Genomic DNA, 16,696 nt, shown 5'->3' with positions numbered 1-16,696 from the left:
ACCGTCTGAATCCGAATATTCAGACGGCACGGCATATTAAGCCTGTTTTGAAAAAGCCGGAGGGGGAAACATGAAAGTGCTTGTTTTAGGTGCGGGTGTTGCCGGCGTATCCTCCGTGTGGTATCTGGCAGAGGCCGGACATGAAGTAACGGTCATCGACCGCACCGAGGGTGTGGCGATGGAAACCAGTTTTGCCAATGCAGGCCAGCTTTCTTACGGCTATACCACGCCTTGGGCTGCACCCGGTATTCCGACCAAAGCACTGAAACGGCTGTTTAAAAGCCATCCGCCTTTACTGTTCCGCCCTGACGGCGGCCTGTATCAAATCGAATGGCTGTGGCGGATGCTGCAAAACTGCACGGCAACGCGCTATCAAATCAATAAAGAGCGCATGGTCAGGATTTCCGAATACAGCCGTGAAATGTTCCGCCGTTTTGAAGCGCAAACCGACATGAATTTTGAGGGACGCAAAAAAGGGACGTTGCAGATTTTCCGCCAAACCGAAGAAGTCGAAGCGGCAAAACAAGACATTGCCGTTTTGGAACGCTACGGCGTGCCGTACCGCCGTCTGAAGCCCGAAGAATGCGCAGAATTCGAGCCTGCGCTGGCACGCGTTACCGCCAAAATTGTCGGCGGTCTGCACCTGCCTGCGGATGCGACCGGCGACTGCCGCCTCTTCACCGAAAACCTGTACAAATTGTGTCAAGAGAAGGGCGTACGGTTCTACTTCAACCAAACCATCAGCCGCATCGACCACAACGGGCTGCGCATCAAAGCCGTTGAAACCGAAACAGGGCGGTTTGAAACAGATGCCGTTGTCTGCGCGCTCGGCTGCTTCAGCAGGACTGTGTTGGCGCAGTTGGATCTCAATCTGCCCATTTATCCCGTCAAAGGCTATTCCTTGACCCTGCCGGTCACAAATTCCGACGGCGCACCGGTGTCCACTGTTTTAGATGAAAGCTACAAAGTCGCCATCACGCGTTTTGACAACAGAATCCGCGTCGGCGGAATGGCGGAATTGTCCGGCTACGAAACCAAACTGCCCGAAAAACGCCGCGAAACCTTGGCTTTGGTCGTCAACGACTTGTTCCCGGAAGGCGGCGATTTGAGCCAAGCATTGTCCTGGAGCGGCCTCAGGCCGATGACGCCCGACAGTACGCCGTTAATCGGGCGCACCCGCTTTGAAAACCTGTTTCTGAATACCGGGCACGGTACTTTGGGCTGGACCATGTCGCCGGGTTCGGCAAAATTGACCGCCGATATCGTGAGCGGCAAAGACACCGAAATCCGCAGCGACGATTTGAGCCTGTCGCGCTATCAAAAACTGTAAAGGCAATATTTAAATTTAAGGCCGTCTGAAACCCCGAAAGCGTTTCAGACGGCATTTGCGCTATAATTCAAACCATCAAATCATCTTATTTCTCAGGGCTTCATATGTTAGACAAATACTCCCCCGCCGAAATCGAATCCAAACACTATCAAAACTGGGAAAGCCAAGGCTATTTCCGGCCCGATATGGATTTGACCAAACCGTCTTTTTCCATCCAACTGCCGCCGCCCAACGTAACCGGCACGCTGCACATGGGTCATGCCTTCAACCAAACCATCATGGACGGCCTGACCCGCTACTACCGCATGAAAGGCTGCAACACCGCCTGGATTCCCGGTACCGACCACGCGGGCATCGCCACGCAAATCGTGGTCGAGCGTCAGCTTGCCGCGCAAAACGTGTCCCGTCACGACTTGGGGCGCGAAAAATTCTTGGAAAAAGTGTGGGAGTGGAAAGAAGTTTCCGGCGGCACGATTACCCAGCAAATGCGCCGCGTGGGCTGCTCCGCCGACTGGACGCGCGAGTATTTCACGATGGACGACGTACGCGCCGAAACCGTGGCCGAAGTGTTCGTGCGCCTGTATGAACAGGGCTTGATTTACCGCGGCAAACGCTTGGTGAACTGGGATCCCGTGCTTGGCACGGCGGTGTCGGATTTGGAAGTGGAAAGCATGGAAGAACAAGGCTCTATGTGGCACATCCGCTATCCGCTGGCCGACAATCCCACCGAAGCCGTTATCGTGGCGACCACCCGTCCTGAAACGTTGCTGGGCGACGCGGCCGTTGCCGTCAATCCAGAAGATGAACGTTACACCCACTTAATCGGCAAAGAATTAATCCTGCCGCTGACCGGTCGCACCATTCCGGTTATCGCCGACGAATACGTTGAAAAAGACTTCGGTACCGGTTGCGTGAAAATCACGCCTGCGCACGATTTCAACGATTACGAAGTCGGCAAACGCCACGACACGCGCCTGATTAACGTGTTCGACTTAGAAGCCAAAGTGCTGGCAAACGCCGAAGTGTTCAACTTCAAAGGCGAAGCGCAACCAGGCTTTTCCCTGCCTGAAAAATACGCAGGCTTGGACCGCTTTGCCGCGCGCAAACAAATGGTTGCCGATTTGCAGGAGCAAGGCTTCTTGGTCGAAATCAAACCGCACACGCTGATGACGCCGAAAGGCGACCGCACAGGTTCAGTGATTGAGCCGATGCTGACCAGCCAATGGTTTGTCGCCATGTCCGCCACACCGAACGGCGGCGAGCCTGACAACGAATTCAAAGGCTTGAGCCTTGCCGACAAAGCCAAAAAAGCCGTCGACAGCGGCGCAGTGCGCTTTATCCCTGAAAACTGGGTCAATACCTACAACCAATGGATGAACAACATCCAAGACTGGTGTATTTCGCGCCAACTGTGGTGGGGGCATCAAATCCCCGCGTGGTACGACGAAGCAGGTAATGTTTACGTCGCCCGCAATCAGGCTGAAGCCGAAAAACAAGCCGGCAAAACAGGTTTGACCCGCGAAGAAGACGTATTGGACACATGGTTCTCCTCCGCGCTCGTGCCGTTCTCCACGCTCGGCTGGCCGTCTGAAACCGACGAGCTCAAAGCCTTCCTGCCGTCCAACGTCTTGGTTACCGGATATGAAATCATCTTCTTCTGGGTGGCGCGCATGATTATGATGACCACCCACTTCACCGGCAAAGTACCGTTTAAAGCCGTGTACATCCACGGCATCGTGCGCGACCACGAAGGCAAAAAAATGTCCAAATCCGAAGGCAACGTCATCGACCCTGTGGATTTGATCGATGGTATCGGCTTGGACAAGCTGCTGATGAAACGTACGACCGGCCTGCGCAAACCCGAAACCGCGCCGAAAGTGGAAGAAGCCACGAAAAAACTCTTCCCCGAAGGTATCCCCAGCATGGGCGCGGACGCATTGCGCTTCACCATGGCGAGCTACGCCAGCTTGGGCCGTTCGGTTAACTTCGACTTCAAACGCGCCGAAGGCTACCGCAACTTCTGCAACAAAATCTGGAACGCCACCAACTTCGTCTTGATGAACACCGAAAACCAAGACTGCGGCTACGGCGCAACCGCTGCCGAACCGCGCGGCCATTCCTTCCCCGATATGTGGATCATAGGTCGTCTGAATCAGACCATCGAGCAGGTTACGCAAGCCTACGAAACCTACCGCTTTGATTTGGCGGCGGAAACCCTGTACAGCTTCGTATGGAACGATTATTGCGACTGGTATCTGGAACTCGCCAAAGTGCAGCTCCAAACCGGCTGCGCCAGCCGCCAGCGCGCCACACGCCATACCTTATTGCGCGTACTCGAAGCCGCCCTGCGCCTGCTGCACCCGATTATCCCGTTCATCACCGAAGAACTGTGGCAAACCGTCGCCCCCATGTGCGATGCCAAAACCGCCGACAGCATCATGCTCGCCCGTTTCCCCGAAACCGACGGCGGCGAGATTGTTCAGACGGCATTCGGGCAAATGACCGTGTTGCAGGATTTGATCGGCGCAGTCCGCAACCTGCGCGGCGAAACGGGCATCCAGCCCAACGTGAAAGCCCCGCTGTTTGTCGAAAGCGCGGACGACTTGGCGGACTACCTCAAATACCTGCCGATGATGACCCGCCTGACCGAAGCACGGCAAGTCGCCGCCCTGCCCGAAAGCGGAGACGCGCCCGTCGCCGTCTGCAACGGCGCGCGCCTGATGCTGAAAGTCGAAATCGACAAAGCCGCCGAAACCGCCCGTTTGAGCAAAGAAGCCGAGAAGCTGCAAAAAGCCTTGGACAAACTCAATGCCAAACTCTCCAAACCCGGCTACACCGAAAAAGCCCCGGCGCATCTGGTGGAAAAAGACAAAGCCGATTTGGCGGAATTGGAAGACAAAATGGCAAAAGTGCAAAATCAGTTGGCGAAGTTGAAAGACTGATTTGATTGAATAGACAAGGCCGTCTGAAAACCTGAAACCGGGGTTTTCAGACGGCCTCCTTTAAAAAAGGAAATAGATGAAACGCTTTATTCTGCCGGTGCTTTTATCCGCAACAACCGCCTTGGCTTCTCCGATTGTCGGTACATGGCATTGCATCGGCACTGATGAAAACATTCACAGTGATACAAAAGTCAAATATCTTCAGGACGGCAGCTTCCGTGGCGATGCTATACTCAAAATCGATGATGACGGCAATATCTTGGCATACCGTGTTGTCGGTGAAGGTAAATGGCGTTTTGCGAACAATGCCTTAACTCAAAGCCAAATCAAGTACGGTGAAGTTTCACGACAGCACAGCCCCGAAACGCTGGCGTGGTTAGAAAAGTCGGAGGATGGACGACTCTTGGAAAGCATGATGTACACCGGATTGGTCGCGCAGATGGACAAACCCGGAAAAGATGATGTGTATCAACTGGATAAATCAGGCAAATTAGTGTCCGAAGACGGAACTTCCCGTGAGGCATGTACGAAAGTGGAGTGAAAAGCAACTGTATTTTCCACCCCGTCGGGCAAAAATACCAAAACTCAAATCAAGCCGTCCGAATACCGTTTTCGGCGGTATCGTTTGCGGCAAAATAATCACGCATCCGGGCATTCGATATCGTCGGCAGTTTGCGCATACATGCCGTAACGGCAACCTTATACGGCTTACCCTTGTATGGCGGATTAACAAAAATCGGGACAAGGCGGCGGGCCGCAGGCAGTACGAATGGTACGGAACCGATCCGCCCGGTGCTTCATCACTTTAGGGAACCGTTCCCTTTGAGCCGGGGCGGGGCAACGCCGTACCGGTTTTTGTTAATCCGCTATACCTGCGTAATGGTATCGGGTACTCATCATCAACCTGCCTTGCATTCGGTTGTGTTGTCCGGCAACTGTCCGGTTGTGCCGATGGGTTGCCCTGCCGCTCCCTGAGCCGCGCAACGGTTGTCTGCCTTGGGCGGGCGCGGGTGGCGGCCGGGCGGTTTGTCGCTATGATACGGAAGTTCCGATATACAAGGGCGGGCTTCAGCCCGCCAAATCCACCAACTCCGCCGAATACACCGATTCCCGCCGCCGTCATTCCCGCATAAGCGGGAATCCAGACCCGTCGGCACGGGAACCTGCATCCCGTCATTCCCACAAAAGTGGGAATCCGGAACGAAAAATCTCAAGAAACCGTTTTACCCGATAAGTTTCCGCACTGACAGACCTAGATTCCCGCCTGCGCGGGAATGACGGTTCGGGCACTCCTGACAGGGTGAATTCACAGGATAGCGATTCGTAGCAACTGCATCCAACCCCCCGAACAACTCCCCAAACAACGCCGCGCGCCCCGGGCGTTTGCCGTTTCCCTGCAAAATCTGCGATACAATGCAGTCTGAACATTTATCCGAATCCCAAACCCGATGGATACCGCACAAAAACAACGCTGGGCAATAACCCTATCCTACGACGGCAGCCGCTTTTACGGCTGGCAGAAACAGGCGGGCGGCGTACCGACCGTTCAGGCGGCATTGGAAACCGCACTCGCCCGAATCGCAGGAGAATCTGTCGCCACCACAGTTGCCGGCAGGACCGACACCGGCGTGCACGCTGCCGCCCAAGTCGTCCACTTTGACATAACTGCCGCCCGTCCCCAACAGGCATGGGTGCGCGGCGTAAATGCCCACCTGCCCGAAGGCATTGCCGTTTTGCACGCCCGACAGGTCGCACCCGGATTTCACGCCCGCTTCGACGCATACGGACGGCACTACCGCTACCTGCTCGAATCCGCCCCCGTCCGTTCCCCCCTGCTCAAAAACAGGGCAGGCTGGACACACCTCAAACTCGACATCGAACCGATGCGCCGGGCTGCCGCCTTATTGATCGGCGAACAAGACTTCTCCAGCTTCCGCGCCGCCGGGTGCCAGGCAAAATCCCCCGTCAAAACCATCTACCGCACCGACCTTACCCAAAGCGCAGGACTGATCCGCCTCGATTTGCACGGCAACGCCTTTTTGCACCATATGGTACGCAACATCATGGGCGCGCTCGTTTATGTCGGCAGCGGCAGGCTCAGCGTCGAAGGCTTCGCCGCACTGATTCAAGAACGCAGCCGCCTCAAAGCCCCACCGACCTTCATGCCCGACGGGCTTTACCTGACCGGCGTCGACTATCCCGGGGCATACGGCATCGTCCGCCCCCAAATCCCCGAATGGCTTTAAAACATTCTTGTCGCGGAGATTTTGAAATCGGACAAACTGTCAGGCAATCTTTTTCAATGTTGACACTATAGCGGATTAACAAAAATCAGGACAAGGCGGCGGGCCGCAGACGGTACAAATAGTACGGAACCGGTTCGCCCGGTGCTTGGACGCCTTAGGGAACCGTTCCCTTTGGGCCGGGGCGGGGGCAACGCCGTACCGGTTTTTGTTAATCCGCTATAACCCCCGGTTTGCAATGCCCTCCAATACCCTCCCGAGTAAGTGTTGTAAAAATGCAAATCTTAAAAATTTTAAATAACCATATGTTATAAAACAAAAAATACCCGTAATATCTCTATCCGCCCTTCAAAATGCACATCGGATTCCACACAAAAACAGGCAGAAGTTTGTTTTTTCAGACAGGAACATCTATAGTTTCAGACATGTAACCGCCGAGCCCCTCGGCGGTAAATGCAAAGCTAAGCGGCTTGGAAAACCCGGCCTGCTTAAATTTCTTAACCAAAAAAGGAATACAGCAATGAAAAAATCCCTGATTGCCCTGACTTTGGCAGCCCTTCCTGTTGCGGCAACGGCCGATGTCACCCTGTACGGCGCCATCAAAGCCGGCGTACAAACTTACCGTTCTGTAGAACATCGGGAAGGCAAAGTAGTTGGCGTGGAAACCGGCAGCGAAATCTCCGACTTCGGTTCAAAAATCGGCTTCAAAGGCCAAGAAGACCTCGGCAACGGCCTGAAAGCCATTTGGCAGTTGGAACAAGGCGCCTCCGTCGCCGGCACTAACAGCGGCTGGGGCAACAAACAATCCTTCATCGGCTTGAAGGGCGGCTTCGGCACCATCCGCGCCGGTAGCCTGAACAGCCCCCTGAAAAACACCAAGAACAACGTCAATGCTTGGGAATCCGGCAAATTTACCGGCAATGTGCTGGAAATCAGCGGAATGGCCAAACGGGAACACCGCTACCTGTCCGCACGCTACGATTCTCCCGAATTTGCCGGCTTCAGCGGCAGCGTACAATACGCACCTAAAGACAATTCAGGCTCAAACGGCGAATCTTACCACGTTGGCTTGAACTACCGAAACAACGGCTTCTTCGCACAATACGCCGGCTTGTTCCAAAGATACGGCGAAGGCACTAAAAAAATCGAAGGCTATCAGTATAATATCCCCAGTCTGTTTGTTGAAAAACTGCAAGTTCACCGTTTGGTCGGCGGTTACGACAATAATGCCCTGTACGTCTCCGTAGCCGCACAACAACAAGATGCCAAATTGTATCAAAATCAATTAGTGCGTGATAATTCGCACAACTCTCAAACCGAAGTTGCCGCTACCGCGGCATACCGTTTCGGCAATGTAACGCCCCGCGTTTCTTACGCCCACGGCTTCAAAGGCACTGTTGATAGTGCAGACCACGACAATACTTATGACCAAGTGGTTGTCGGTGCGGAATACGACTTCTCCAAACGCACTTCTGCCTTGGTTTCTGCCGGCTGGTTGCAAGAAGGCAAAGGCGCAAACAAAATCGTATCGACTGCCAGCGCCGTCGTTCTGCGCCACAAATTCTAATCTGCAAAGATTGGTATCAACAAAAAGCCTGTCGCCAGACAGGCTTTTTTCTGTTTTCTGTTTTCTGTTTTCTGTTTTCTGTTTTCTGTTTTCTGTTTTCTGTTTTCTGTTTTCTGTTTTCTGTTTTCTGTTTTCTGTTTTCTGTTTTCTGTTTTCTGTTTTCTGTTTTCTGTTTTCTGTTTTCTGTTTTCTGTTTTCCGTTTTCCGTTTTCCGTTTTCCGTTTTCCGTTTTCCGTTTTCCGTTTTCCGTTTTCCGTTTTCCGTTTTCCGTTTTCCGTTTTCCGTTTTCCGTTTTCCGTTTTCCGTTTTCCGTTTTCCGTTTTCTGTTTTCTGTTTTCTGTTTTCTGTTTTTAGTCTTTTTTATTCAATGTCAAAATATGCCGTCATTCCCACGAAAGTGGGAATCTGGAACGCGAGATTGGAGCAAGCGTTTTATCCGATAAGTTTCCGCACCGACAGACCTAGATTCCCGCCTGCGCGGGAATGACGAATCTATCCATACGGAAACCTGATCCCGTCATTCCCACGAAAGTGGGAATCTGGAACGCGAGATTGGAGCAAGCGTTTTATCCGATAAGTTTCCGCACCGACAGACCTAGATTCCCGCCTGCGCGGGAATGACGATTCGAAGCAACTGTAGGTCGGATAGGTTTGCCTGATTGACGGCAAAGATAACAAATGCCGTCTGAAACCCGTTTCAGACGGCATTTTCTGCGCCTAGTCGTGGATAAAACTTACCCCGTGAAGCTGCGACTGCATAATCGCCGCCTTCATCGCCGACAACGCCTTCGGACGGACAAAATTACGGCGATACGCCAATACGACCCGCCGGCTTGGCGGCGTACCTTCAAACGGAATAATGCTGAACAGCATATGATCGTTCTCGGTCAGCGCGGTTGCCGGCAACACGCTGATTGCCAAACCGCTGGCGACCATATGGCGGATTGTATTGATCGAGCTGCCCTGCAATGTATTGGTCAGCCCCTGTATGCGCTGTTTCGCCGCCAATTCGGAACAGCTTGAGAGTACCTGATCCCGCATACAGTTGCCTTCCGTCAGCAGCAAAACCTGCTCCTCACCCAGCATCCGGGGCGAAACGGCATCCAGTTCCTCAAATGAATGCCCTTTCGGGACAATCACGAAAAACGGTTCGTCATACAAGGGTTCGGTAACAATGCCCGGCTCTTGAAACGGTTCGGCAACGATAATCGCGTCAACGTCCCCGCGTTTGAGCGACTCGGTCAAAGTATGCGTGTAATTCTCTTCCAACATCAAAGGCATTTTCGGTGCAGTACGGCGCAAAGAGACAATCAGTTTCGGCAGCAGGTATGGCGCAACCGTAAAAATCAGCCCGAGTTTGAACGCACCCTCCAGCTCGTTTTGTTCTTCATTTGCCAAATGCCTGATAAGCTCCGCCTCTTTCAATACCTTACGCGCCTGTGCAACGATACGTTCCCCCGCCTCGGTCGTAATAATATCGTTGCTGCTCCGGTCAAACAAAGAGACGGCAAGCTCTTCTTCCAATTTCTTAATGGCAATAGACAAAGTGGGCTGGCTGACAAAACAACGCCGCGCCGCCCGGCCGAAATGACGTTCTTGGGCGACTGCGACGATGTACCGCAATTCGGTTAAGGTCATGTCCTATACCTTTTTCTGTTCCGGCAAAGTAATGTTCAACTCAAGCACATCCATACCATCCTGCTTTTCTTGGGAAATACGGATATTGTCTAATGAAACATTCACATATTTGGACAGGACTTCCATCAACTCTTTACGTAAAGTCGGCAGGTAATCCGGAGTCTGACCTTCTTGGGCGCGCTCTTGGGCAATGATGATTTGAAGGCGGTCGCGGGCAACGGTTGCCGTTTTCTGCTTTCTACCGAATAAAAGTTCGATCAATGACATACCTTATCCTCCGAACAGACGTTTGAAGAAGCTTTTTTTCTCAGCTTCCAAGAAACGCATTTTACGGTTCTCGCCCAAAAGACGGGCAATAACGTCCTTATATGCCTCGGAAGCCGCTACGCTGTCCTGATGGATGACCGGTTCTCCGGAATTGGATGCCTGCAAGACGTTTTGGGATTCGGGAATCACACCCAGCAAAGGAATACGCAGAATATCGCAAATATCCTGTACAGACAGCATTTCGCCTTTTGCCACACGTTCGGGAGAATAACGCGTAATTAACAGATGTTCTTTAACCGAACCGCCTTGCTCCGCCTTACGGGATTTGCTTTGCAAAATGCCCAAAATCCTGTCGGAGTCACGCACACTGGAAACCTCAGGATTGGTCGTTACAATGGCTTCATCAGCAAAATACAACGCCATCAATGCACCCTGCTCAATACCAGCAGGAGAGTCGCAAATAATATACTCAAAGCCCATTTTCTTGCCGGACAGCTCCTGCATCACTTTTTCTACGCCCTCGCGTGTCAAAGCGTCTTTATCCCGAGTCTGGGAAGCCGGCAAAATAAACAGGTTTTCACAATTTTTATCTTTAATCAAAGCCTGGTTGAGCGTCGCCTCACCCTGAATGACATTGATCAGGTCATAAACGACACGACGCTCGCAACCCATAATGAGGTCGAGGTTGCGCAAACCCACATCAAAATCAATTACCGCAGTTTTATATCCGCGTAATGCCAAACCTGTTGCAATACTTGCACTGGTAGTCGTTTTACCGACACCGCCCTTGCCTGAAGTTACTACAATAATTTTTGCCACAATATTTCCTTTTTAAAATATCAAACAATTACTCTGAGCCAATTGCACTGATAACCAATCGGTTATCCTGCAACAATATCTGTACCGGCTGCTTGTGCAGATGGTCCGGCAAATCCTGTTCAAAATTACGGTAAATCCCCGCGACAGAAACCAACTCCGCCTGCATGGAGTGGATAAATATGCGGGCAGAAGTATCACCTTTGGCGCCGGCCAAAGCACGCCCTCTCATCGGCGCATAAATATGCATATTGCCATCTGCAATCAATTCCGCCCCCTGGTTGACCGCCCCCGTAACAATCAAATCGCCATCTTCGGCATAAACCTGCTGACCGGTACGGACAGGGGATGTAATCAATACTGTTTTCCTTGCTTTCTGACCATCCTCCGTTTTCTGCACCTCAACCTGACCCAGTTCTTTAACATTTTCCGAATGAGACAGACAAAACAGCAAATGATACTTCATAGCCACAGCAGCCCAACGTTCATTAGAATGCTTCAGACCCAAAATTTGCATACCATGCCTTGAAAACAACGAAACCAATGCAGCAAGATCCAAAGACTCGGGATAATCAAATTCTTGAACATCCAGAACAAATGGAACAACACCAGACTCTTGAAACTTCTTGCCCAATTTGACCAGCACATCTTCCAAATCAAACAAGTCTGATGTATGCAAAGATATAGACAATACGTCCATCTTTGTCGACTTTATATCGAAGGCATTCATTATATAAACCATCATAGAATTTTTTAATGATGTAAGTTTACCGCGCAAACCTTAGCTATTCAATTAATATTTTAAACATGATAGCCAATACCATATTATCTATCAGATATTGCAAAAATAACGCCACCTGCTTTTCGGCAGATGGCGTTATATGACTAAAATTACTCAGCAGCCGGTTTGTCAACCAATTCAACCAGTGCCAGAGGTGCATTATCACCTTTACGGAATCCGTATTTCAACACTCGAACATAACCACCGTTACGAGCAGTAAAACGAGGACCCAAATCGCCAAACAGTTTTACTACAACATCACGGTCGCGAGTACGGTCAAATGCCAAACGGCGGCTTGCCAATGACGGCTTTTTACCCAATGTAATCAACGGCTCTACTACACGGCGCAATTCCTTGGCCTTAGGCAGAGTTGTTACAATAGTTTCGTGAGTCAATAATGAATTCGCCATATTACGCAGCATTGCAGCACGATGACTGCTGGTACGGTTTAATTTGCGATTGCCATTACGATGACGCATATCAATTATCCTTTAATTCTTCATTAAGGCTTTTCCAAGCCTACAGGTGGCCATGCTTCCAACTTAGAACCCAGTGTCAAACCTTTAGATGCCAATACTTCCTTAATCTCATTCAAAGATTTACGTCCCAAATTCGGCGTTTTAAGAAGCTCGGTTTCAGTGCGTTGAATCAAATCGCCAATATAATAAATATCCTCAGCTTTCAAACAATTAGCTGAACGTACTGTCAATTCCAGATCATCCACCGGATGCAAAAGAACAGGGTCGATAGGAGGTGATTTTTCTTCAACCTCCTCCACAGGAGTACCCTGCAAATCAGCAAAAATAGACATCTGATCAATCAAAATACGTGCCGCACTGCGTACAGCTTCCTCAGGATCAATAGAACCGTCGGTTTCGATATCCAAAACCAACTTATCAAGATCCGTCCGCTGCTCTACACGTGCAGGTTCAACCTCAAAGCTAACACGGCTGATGGGCGAAAAGCTCGCATCCAACTGGATTGCACCAATCTGACGGTTCTCATCACGAACTACCTGACGACCTGAAACAGATTGATAACCACGACCTTGCTCTACTTTAATTTCCATTTCAATTTGACCGTTATCAGCCAAATGACAAATGACATGACCAGGATTCAGAATTTCTACATCATGCGGCAACTCAATATCACCGGCAGATACGACACCTGAACCTGATTTCTTCAACACAAGTTGAACTTGGCTACGACCATGGAGTTTAAACACAATACCTTTAATATTCAGCAAAATGTCAACAACATCTTCCTGAACACCACCAACAGTAGAATATTCGTGCAATACACCGGCAATAGCTACTTCAGTAGGAGCAAAACCATTCATGGATGACAGTAAGATACGGCGCAAAGCATTACCTAAGGTATGACCGAAACCACGTTCAAATGGCTGCATAGATACTTTTGCACGAGTTGCAGAAAAAGTATTTACATCAATTTGACGAGGTTTCAAAAATTCGGTTGTGCTATTCTGCATTTAACTGTCCCTCACTGAGCTAGCATTATTTAGAGTAGAACTCTACCACCAGCTGTTCATTAATATCACCGGTCAATTCAGAGCGATCCGGCATGTTTTTGAACACACCCTCAAGTTTATCTGCATCTACAGAAACCCAACCCGGCAAGCCGATTTGAGTTGCCAAACCCAATGCTTCTTGAATACGTACCTGTTTTTTGGCTTTTTCACGAACTGAGACAACATCACCAGCTTTCACTTGGAAAGAAGGAATATTGACAACTTGTCCATTTACAACTATAGCCTTATGAGAAACAAGCTGTCTTGCTTCAGCTCGGGTAGAACCGAAACCCATACGATAAACGACATTATCCAAACGAGATTCCAGCAACTGCAACAGCAACTCGCCAGTAGAACCTTTACGGCGATCAGCTTCTGCGAAATAACGACGGAACTGACGTTCTAATACGCCATAAATACGGCGGATTTTTTGTTTTTCACGCAACTGCAAACCATAGTCTGACAAACGCGGTTTTTTTGCACCATGCTGACCGGGAGCGGAATCAATTTTACATTTAGAATCCAAAGAGCGGCGCGCACTCTTCAAAAACAAATCCGTACCTTCGCGACGTGCCAACTTACATTTAGGGCCAATATAACGTGCCATGTTTCAAATCACTCCAATATTAAATACGACGTTTTTTAGGCGGACGGCAACCGTTATGAGGCAACGGGGTAACGTCAGTAATGCTGGTAATCTTGAAACCAAGAGCATTCAAAGCACGTACAGAGGATTCGCGACCTGGACCTGGACCTTTAATACGAACCTCTAAATTTTTAACGCCATACTCTTGGGCAACTTTACCAGCTGCTTCTGCTGCAACTTGTGCTGCAAATGGTGTACTTTTACGAGAACCTTTAAAACCAGCGCCGCCAGAGGTAGCCCAAGACAACGCATTGCCTTGACGGTCAGTGATTGTAATGATGGTATTGTTGAAAGATGCATGAACGTGCACAATACCCTCACTCACGGTTTTACGTACTTTTTTACGTACACGTGAAGCTGTGTTTGCTTTAGCCATTAATAAAATTCCTTAAAATTTATTTCTTACCAGCAATCGCTTTACGCGGACCTTTGCGAGTACGCGCATTTGTACGAGTGCGTTGACCGCGGCATGGTAAGCCGCGACGATGACGGAAGCCACGATAGCAGCCCATGTCCATCAATCGTTTGATACTCATAGTTACTTCACGACGCAAATCACCTTCTACTTCATACTTGGCAACTTGATCACGCAAAGCATCTAATTGAGTCTCGTCCAAATCTTTTGCTTTAGTATCAGGCGCAATATTTGCAGCCTCACAAATCAATTTAGCACGAGTAGCACCAATACCGTAAATAGCCTGAAGACCAATTACGATGTGTGCGTTATTAGGGATATTTACCCCTGCAATACGAGCCATGTTTTTTCCTTTTTAGAGCAAATTTTGTCACTATATCACAGAATCACATTAAAAGAAATATTCCATTAACCTTGACGCTGTTTGTGACGGGGATCAGTACAAATCACACGAACTACACGATTTCGACGAATAATCTTGCAATTTCGGCAAATTTTCTTAACAGATGGTTGTACACGCATTTTATTTTCCTTTTATTGGTTTATCTTGCTCTGAAAACGATTCGAGCCCTAGTTAAATCATAAGGTGTCAGCTCTACTGTGACCTTATCTCCCGGAGAAATACGAATGTAATGCATCCGCATCTTCCCAGAAATATGACCCAATACAATATGGTCATTCTCAAGTTTTACTTTAAATGTTGCGTTAGGTAAAGTTTCAAGAATTTCACCTTGCATTTGGATAGTATCTTCTTTCGCCATAATTCTATTTCCGAGAAAATGATTTCATTTCTGAACGAGTCATTAACTTATCATACTGTTGAGTAAGCCTATACGAATTTATTTGTGTACTAAAATCCATCGTTACAACAACTAGAATCAACAAAGACGTGCCACCCAAATAAAAAGGTACATTTAAAACCGTAGTTAAGAACTCTGGAATTAAACAAATAGTTGTAATATAAAGAGCTCCAAACAATGTCAAACGTAATACAACTTTTTCTAAATACCTAGAGGTCTGCTCACCAGGTCTAATCCCAGGAACAAAAGCACCACTCTTTTTTAAATTCTCTGCCATTTCTTTAGGACTAAAAACCAAAGCCGTATAAAAATAACAAAAGAAAATAACTGTCGCTGCAAATAAAGCCATATACAGCAATTGACCGTGTTGTAACAATCCAGCTATTTTGTGCAAAACACTATTTGTATCAGCCGAACCAAACCAACCTAAAAGAGTAGATGGAAATAGAATAATACTGGAAGCAAAAATTGGGGGAATAACACCAGCCATATTCAACTTGAAAGGCATATGCGTATTTTGACTACCCGCCCTACCATTAAACTGGCGTTTTGCATAATGAATAGGAATCTTCCGCTGTGCACTTTCAAAGTATACAACCAAATAAATTAATAATAAGGCACCAAATACAATAAGCAACGCCGTAAGCATGCTCATAGAACCTTGGTTCGTCAGTGTAACCAGCTTTGCAATACCCGAAGGAATACCTGAAGCAATACCTGCCGTAATGATTAAAGAAATACCGTTCCCGATACCCCTTTCAGTAATTTGCTCCCCAAGCCACATAAGAAACATGGTTCCCGTTACCAAAGAAACTACCGTGGAAACATGAAACTCAAATGAACTTGTTACAACAATTCCTTGCTGAAATACGAAAGATGCAACACCTAGACTTTGAAGAATTGCTAACAAAACAGTACCATACCTAGTATATTTCGTAATTACCTTTCTACCAGCCTCCCCTTCTTTTTTTAAAGCCTTCAATGATGGCAAAATTTCAGAAGCGAGCTGTACAATAATAGAAGCTGAAATATATGGCATAATTCCTATTGCAAATATACTAAAGCGCTCTAACGACCCACCGGAAAACATATTCAATATTCCCAGGATGCCGTTTCCAGCGCTTTCGTATAATTTAGCTAAAGCAACAGCATCAACCCCAGGTACGGGTATATGGGCACCAATTCGAAAAACAATCAATGCTCCAAATAGAAACAAAAGACGTTTCTTAAGATCTCCAAACTTGGATGAACCTGATGACGTTTGTTGATTAGCCACAATATTAAACCTTACATTTCAATCTTACCACCAACATCCTCGATAGCAGCTCTCGCACCTTTGGTAACTTTAATACCCTTCAAAGCAACTGCCTTAGAAATTTCACCAGAAGCAATAACTTTAACATTAGAGACTGTAGATGCAATCAGACCTGCTTGCTTTAAGACTAAAATATCAATCTCATTAACAGCAATTGATTCCAGTTCACTTAAACGAAGCTGTGCATTAGCTGATACTGTTAAAGATTTAAAACCTCTTTTAGGGAGGCGTCGTTGCAAGGGCATTTGACCACCCTCGAAACCCACCTTATGAAACCCACCAGACCGGCTCTTTTGACCTTTATGACCACGACCACCCGTTTTGCCAAGACCACTACCAATACCGCGTCCAACACGACGACCAGCATGCGTAGCACCAACAGCAGGTTGAATTGTATTCAAAAACATA

18 protein-coding genes and 1 pseudogene are annotated in these 16,696 nt (G+C 48.7%); 5 read left to right on the top strand and 14 right to left on the bottom strand.

Annotated features, from left to right (window positions below):
- Positions 1-70: 70 nt before the first annotated feature.
- The 3 genes from HT085_RS10525 to HT085_RS10515 all read left to right on the top strand — a co-directional run bounded on the left by HT085_RS10525 (position 71) and on the right by HT085_RS10515 (position 4,813).
- Entirely contained in the window at positions 71-1,330 is a 1,260-nt protein-coding gene (locus tag HT085_RS10525; protein ID WP_003690316.1) for a D-amino acid dehydrogenase, read from the top strand.
- 104 nt (positions 1,331-1,434) lie between these two features.
- The gene (locus HT085_RS10520; protein WP_003690315.1) at positions 1,435-4,272 is read left to right on the top strand and encodes a valine--tRNA ligase; all 2,838 of its coding nucleotides are present in this window, start codon (positions 1,435-1,437) and stop codon (positions 4,270-4,272) included.
- 76 nt (positions 4,273-4,348) lie between these two features.
- Positions 4,349-4,813, top strand: coding sequence for a hypothetical protein (locus HT085_RS10515; protein WP_003690042.1), 465 nt, complete (start codon positions 4,349-4,351; stop codon positions 4,811-4,813).
- 49 nt (positions 4,814-4,862) lie between these two features.
- Here the strand turns inward: HT085_RS10515 and HT085_RS10510 are convergent.
- Positions 4,863-4,988 (bottom strand): annotated as a pseudogene (locus tag HT085_RS10510) (IS110 family transposase); the annotation flags it as partial.
- A 732-nt stretch (positions 4,989-5,720) separates the two neighbouring features.
- Here HT085_RS10510 and truA point away from each other — a divergent pair.
- Positions 5,721-6,518, top strand: coding sequence for a tRNA pseudouridine(38-40) synthase TruA (gene truA / locus HT085_RS10505; RefSeq protein WP_003690045.1), 798 nt, complete (start codon positions 5,721-5,723; stop codon positions 6,516-6,518).
- 517 nt (positions 6,519-7,035) lie between these two features.
- Positions 7,036-8,082, top strand: a complete 1,047-nt coding sequence (gene porB, locus HT085_RS10500; RefSeq protein ID WP_172763947.1) for a trimeric porin PorB.IB — start codon at positions 7,036-7,038, stop codon at positions 8,080-8,082.
- A 717-nt stretch (positions 8,083-8,799) separates the two neighbouring features.
- Here the strand turns inward: porB and oxyR are convergent.
- From oxyR to rplO, 13 genes are all read right to left on the bottom strand, one after another.
- A complete protein-coding gene (gene oxyR / locus HT085_RS10495; RefSeq protein ID WP_003690049.1) occupies positions 8,800-9,720 on the bottom strand; it encodes a LysR family transcriptional regulator OxyR in 921 nt (306 codons plus the stop codon).
- Between the two features lie 3 nt (positions 9,721-9,723).
- Entirely contained in the window at positions 9,724-9,987 is a 264-nt protein-coding gene (gene minE / locus HT085_RS10490) for a cell division topological specificity factor MinE (RefSeq protein WP_003690052.1), read from the bottom strand.
- A gap of 3 nt (positions 9,988-9,990) precedes the next feature.
- Entirely contained in the window at positions 9,991-10,806 is an 816-nt protein-coding gene (gene minD, locus HT085_RS10485; RefSeq protein ID WP_003696194.1) for a septum site-determining protein MinD, read from the bottom strand.
- 28 nt (positions 10,807-10,834) lie between these two features.
- On the bottom strand, positions 10,835-11,548 hold the full coding sequence (gene minC, locus HT085_RS10480; RefSeq protein WP_003690056.1) for a septum site-determining protein MinC: 714 nt from the start codon (positions 11,546-11,548) through the stop codon (positions 10,835-10,837).
- A gap of 146 nt (positions 11,549-11,694) precedes the next feature.
- Positions 11,695-12,063: a 50S ribosomal protein L17 gene (gene rplQ / locus HT085_RS10475; protein ID WP_002233417.1), complete on the bottom strand. Its 369-nt coding sequence runs from the start codon at positions 12,061-12,063 to the stop codon at positions 11,695-11,697.
- A gap of 23 nt (positions 12,064-12,086) precedes the next feature.
- On the bottom strand, positions 12,087-13,073 hold the full coding sequence (locus tag HT085_RS10470) for a DNA-directed RNA polymerase subunit alpha (protein ID WP_003690059.1): 987 nt from the start codon (positions 13,071-13,073) through the stop codon (positions 12,087-12,089).
- A gap of 25 nt (positions 13,074-13,098) precedes the next feature.
- Positions 13,099-13,719 (bottom strand): 30S ribosomal protein S4, encoded by a 621-nt coding sequence (rpsD, locus tag HT085_RS10465; protein WP_002215455.1) that lies wholly within the window; start codon positions 13,717-13,719, stop codon positions 13,099-13,101.
- Between the two features lie 19 nt (positions 13,720-13,738).
- A complete protein-coding gene (gene rpsK, locus HT085_RS10460; protein WP_002216249.1) occupies positions 13,739-14,134 on the bottom strand; it encodes a 30S ribosomal protein S11 in 396 nt (131 codons plus the stop codon).
- A 19-nt stretch (positions 14,135-14,153) separates the two neighbouring features.
- Positions 14,154-14,516, bottom strand: a complete 363-nt coding sequence (gene rpsM / locus HT085_RS10455) for a 30S ribosomal protein S13 (RefSeq protein ID WP_002215453.1) — start codon at positions 14,514-14,516, stop codon at positions 14,154-14,156.
- A 65-nt stretch (positions 14,517-14,581) separates the two neighbouring features.
- Positions 14,582-14,695, bottom strand: a complete 114-nt coding sequence (gene rpmJ, locus HT085_RS10450; protein ID WP_003697674.1) for a 50S ribosomal protein L36 — start codon at positions 14,693-14,695, stop codon at positions 14,582-14,584.
- 20 nt (positions 14,696-14,715) lie between these two features.
- Complete coding sequence (gene infA, locus HT085_RS10445) at positions 14,716-14,934, bottom strand: translation initiation factor IF-1 (protein WP_002215452.1); 219 nt, start codon at positions 14,932-14,934, stop codon at positions 14,716-14,718.
- Between the two features lie 4 nt (positions 14,935-14,938).
- Complete coding sequence (secY, locus tag HT085_RS10440) at positions 14,939-16,249, bottom strand: preprotein translocase subunit SecY (RefSeq protein WP_003690313.1); 1,311 nt, start codon at positions 16,247-16,249, stop codon at positions 14,939-14,941.
- 11 nt (positions 16,250-16,260) lie between these two features.
- Entirely contained in the window at positions 16,261-16,695 is a 435-nt protein-coding gene (gene rplO, locus HT085_RS10435; RefSeq protein WP_003690064.1) for a 50S ribosomal protein L15, read from the bottom strand.
- Between the last annotated feature and the right edge of the window lies 1 nt (position 16,696).

Origin of the sequence: Neisseria gonorrhoeae, from assembly GCF_013030075.1 — a bacterium.
In the GTDB taxonomy this organism is placed as follows: domain Bacteria; phylum Pseudomonadota; class Gammaproteobacteria; order Burkholderiales; family Neisseriaceae; genus Neisseria; species Neisseria gonorrhoeae.
This window is presented reverse-complemented; position numbering and strand designations above follow the sequence as displayed.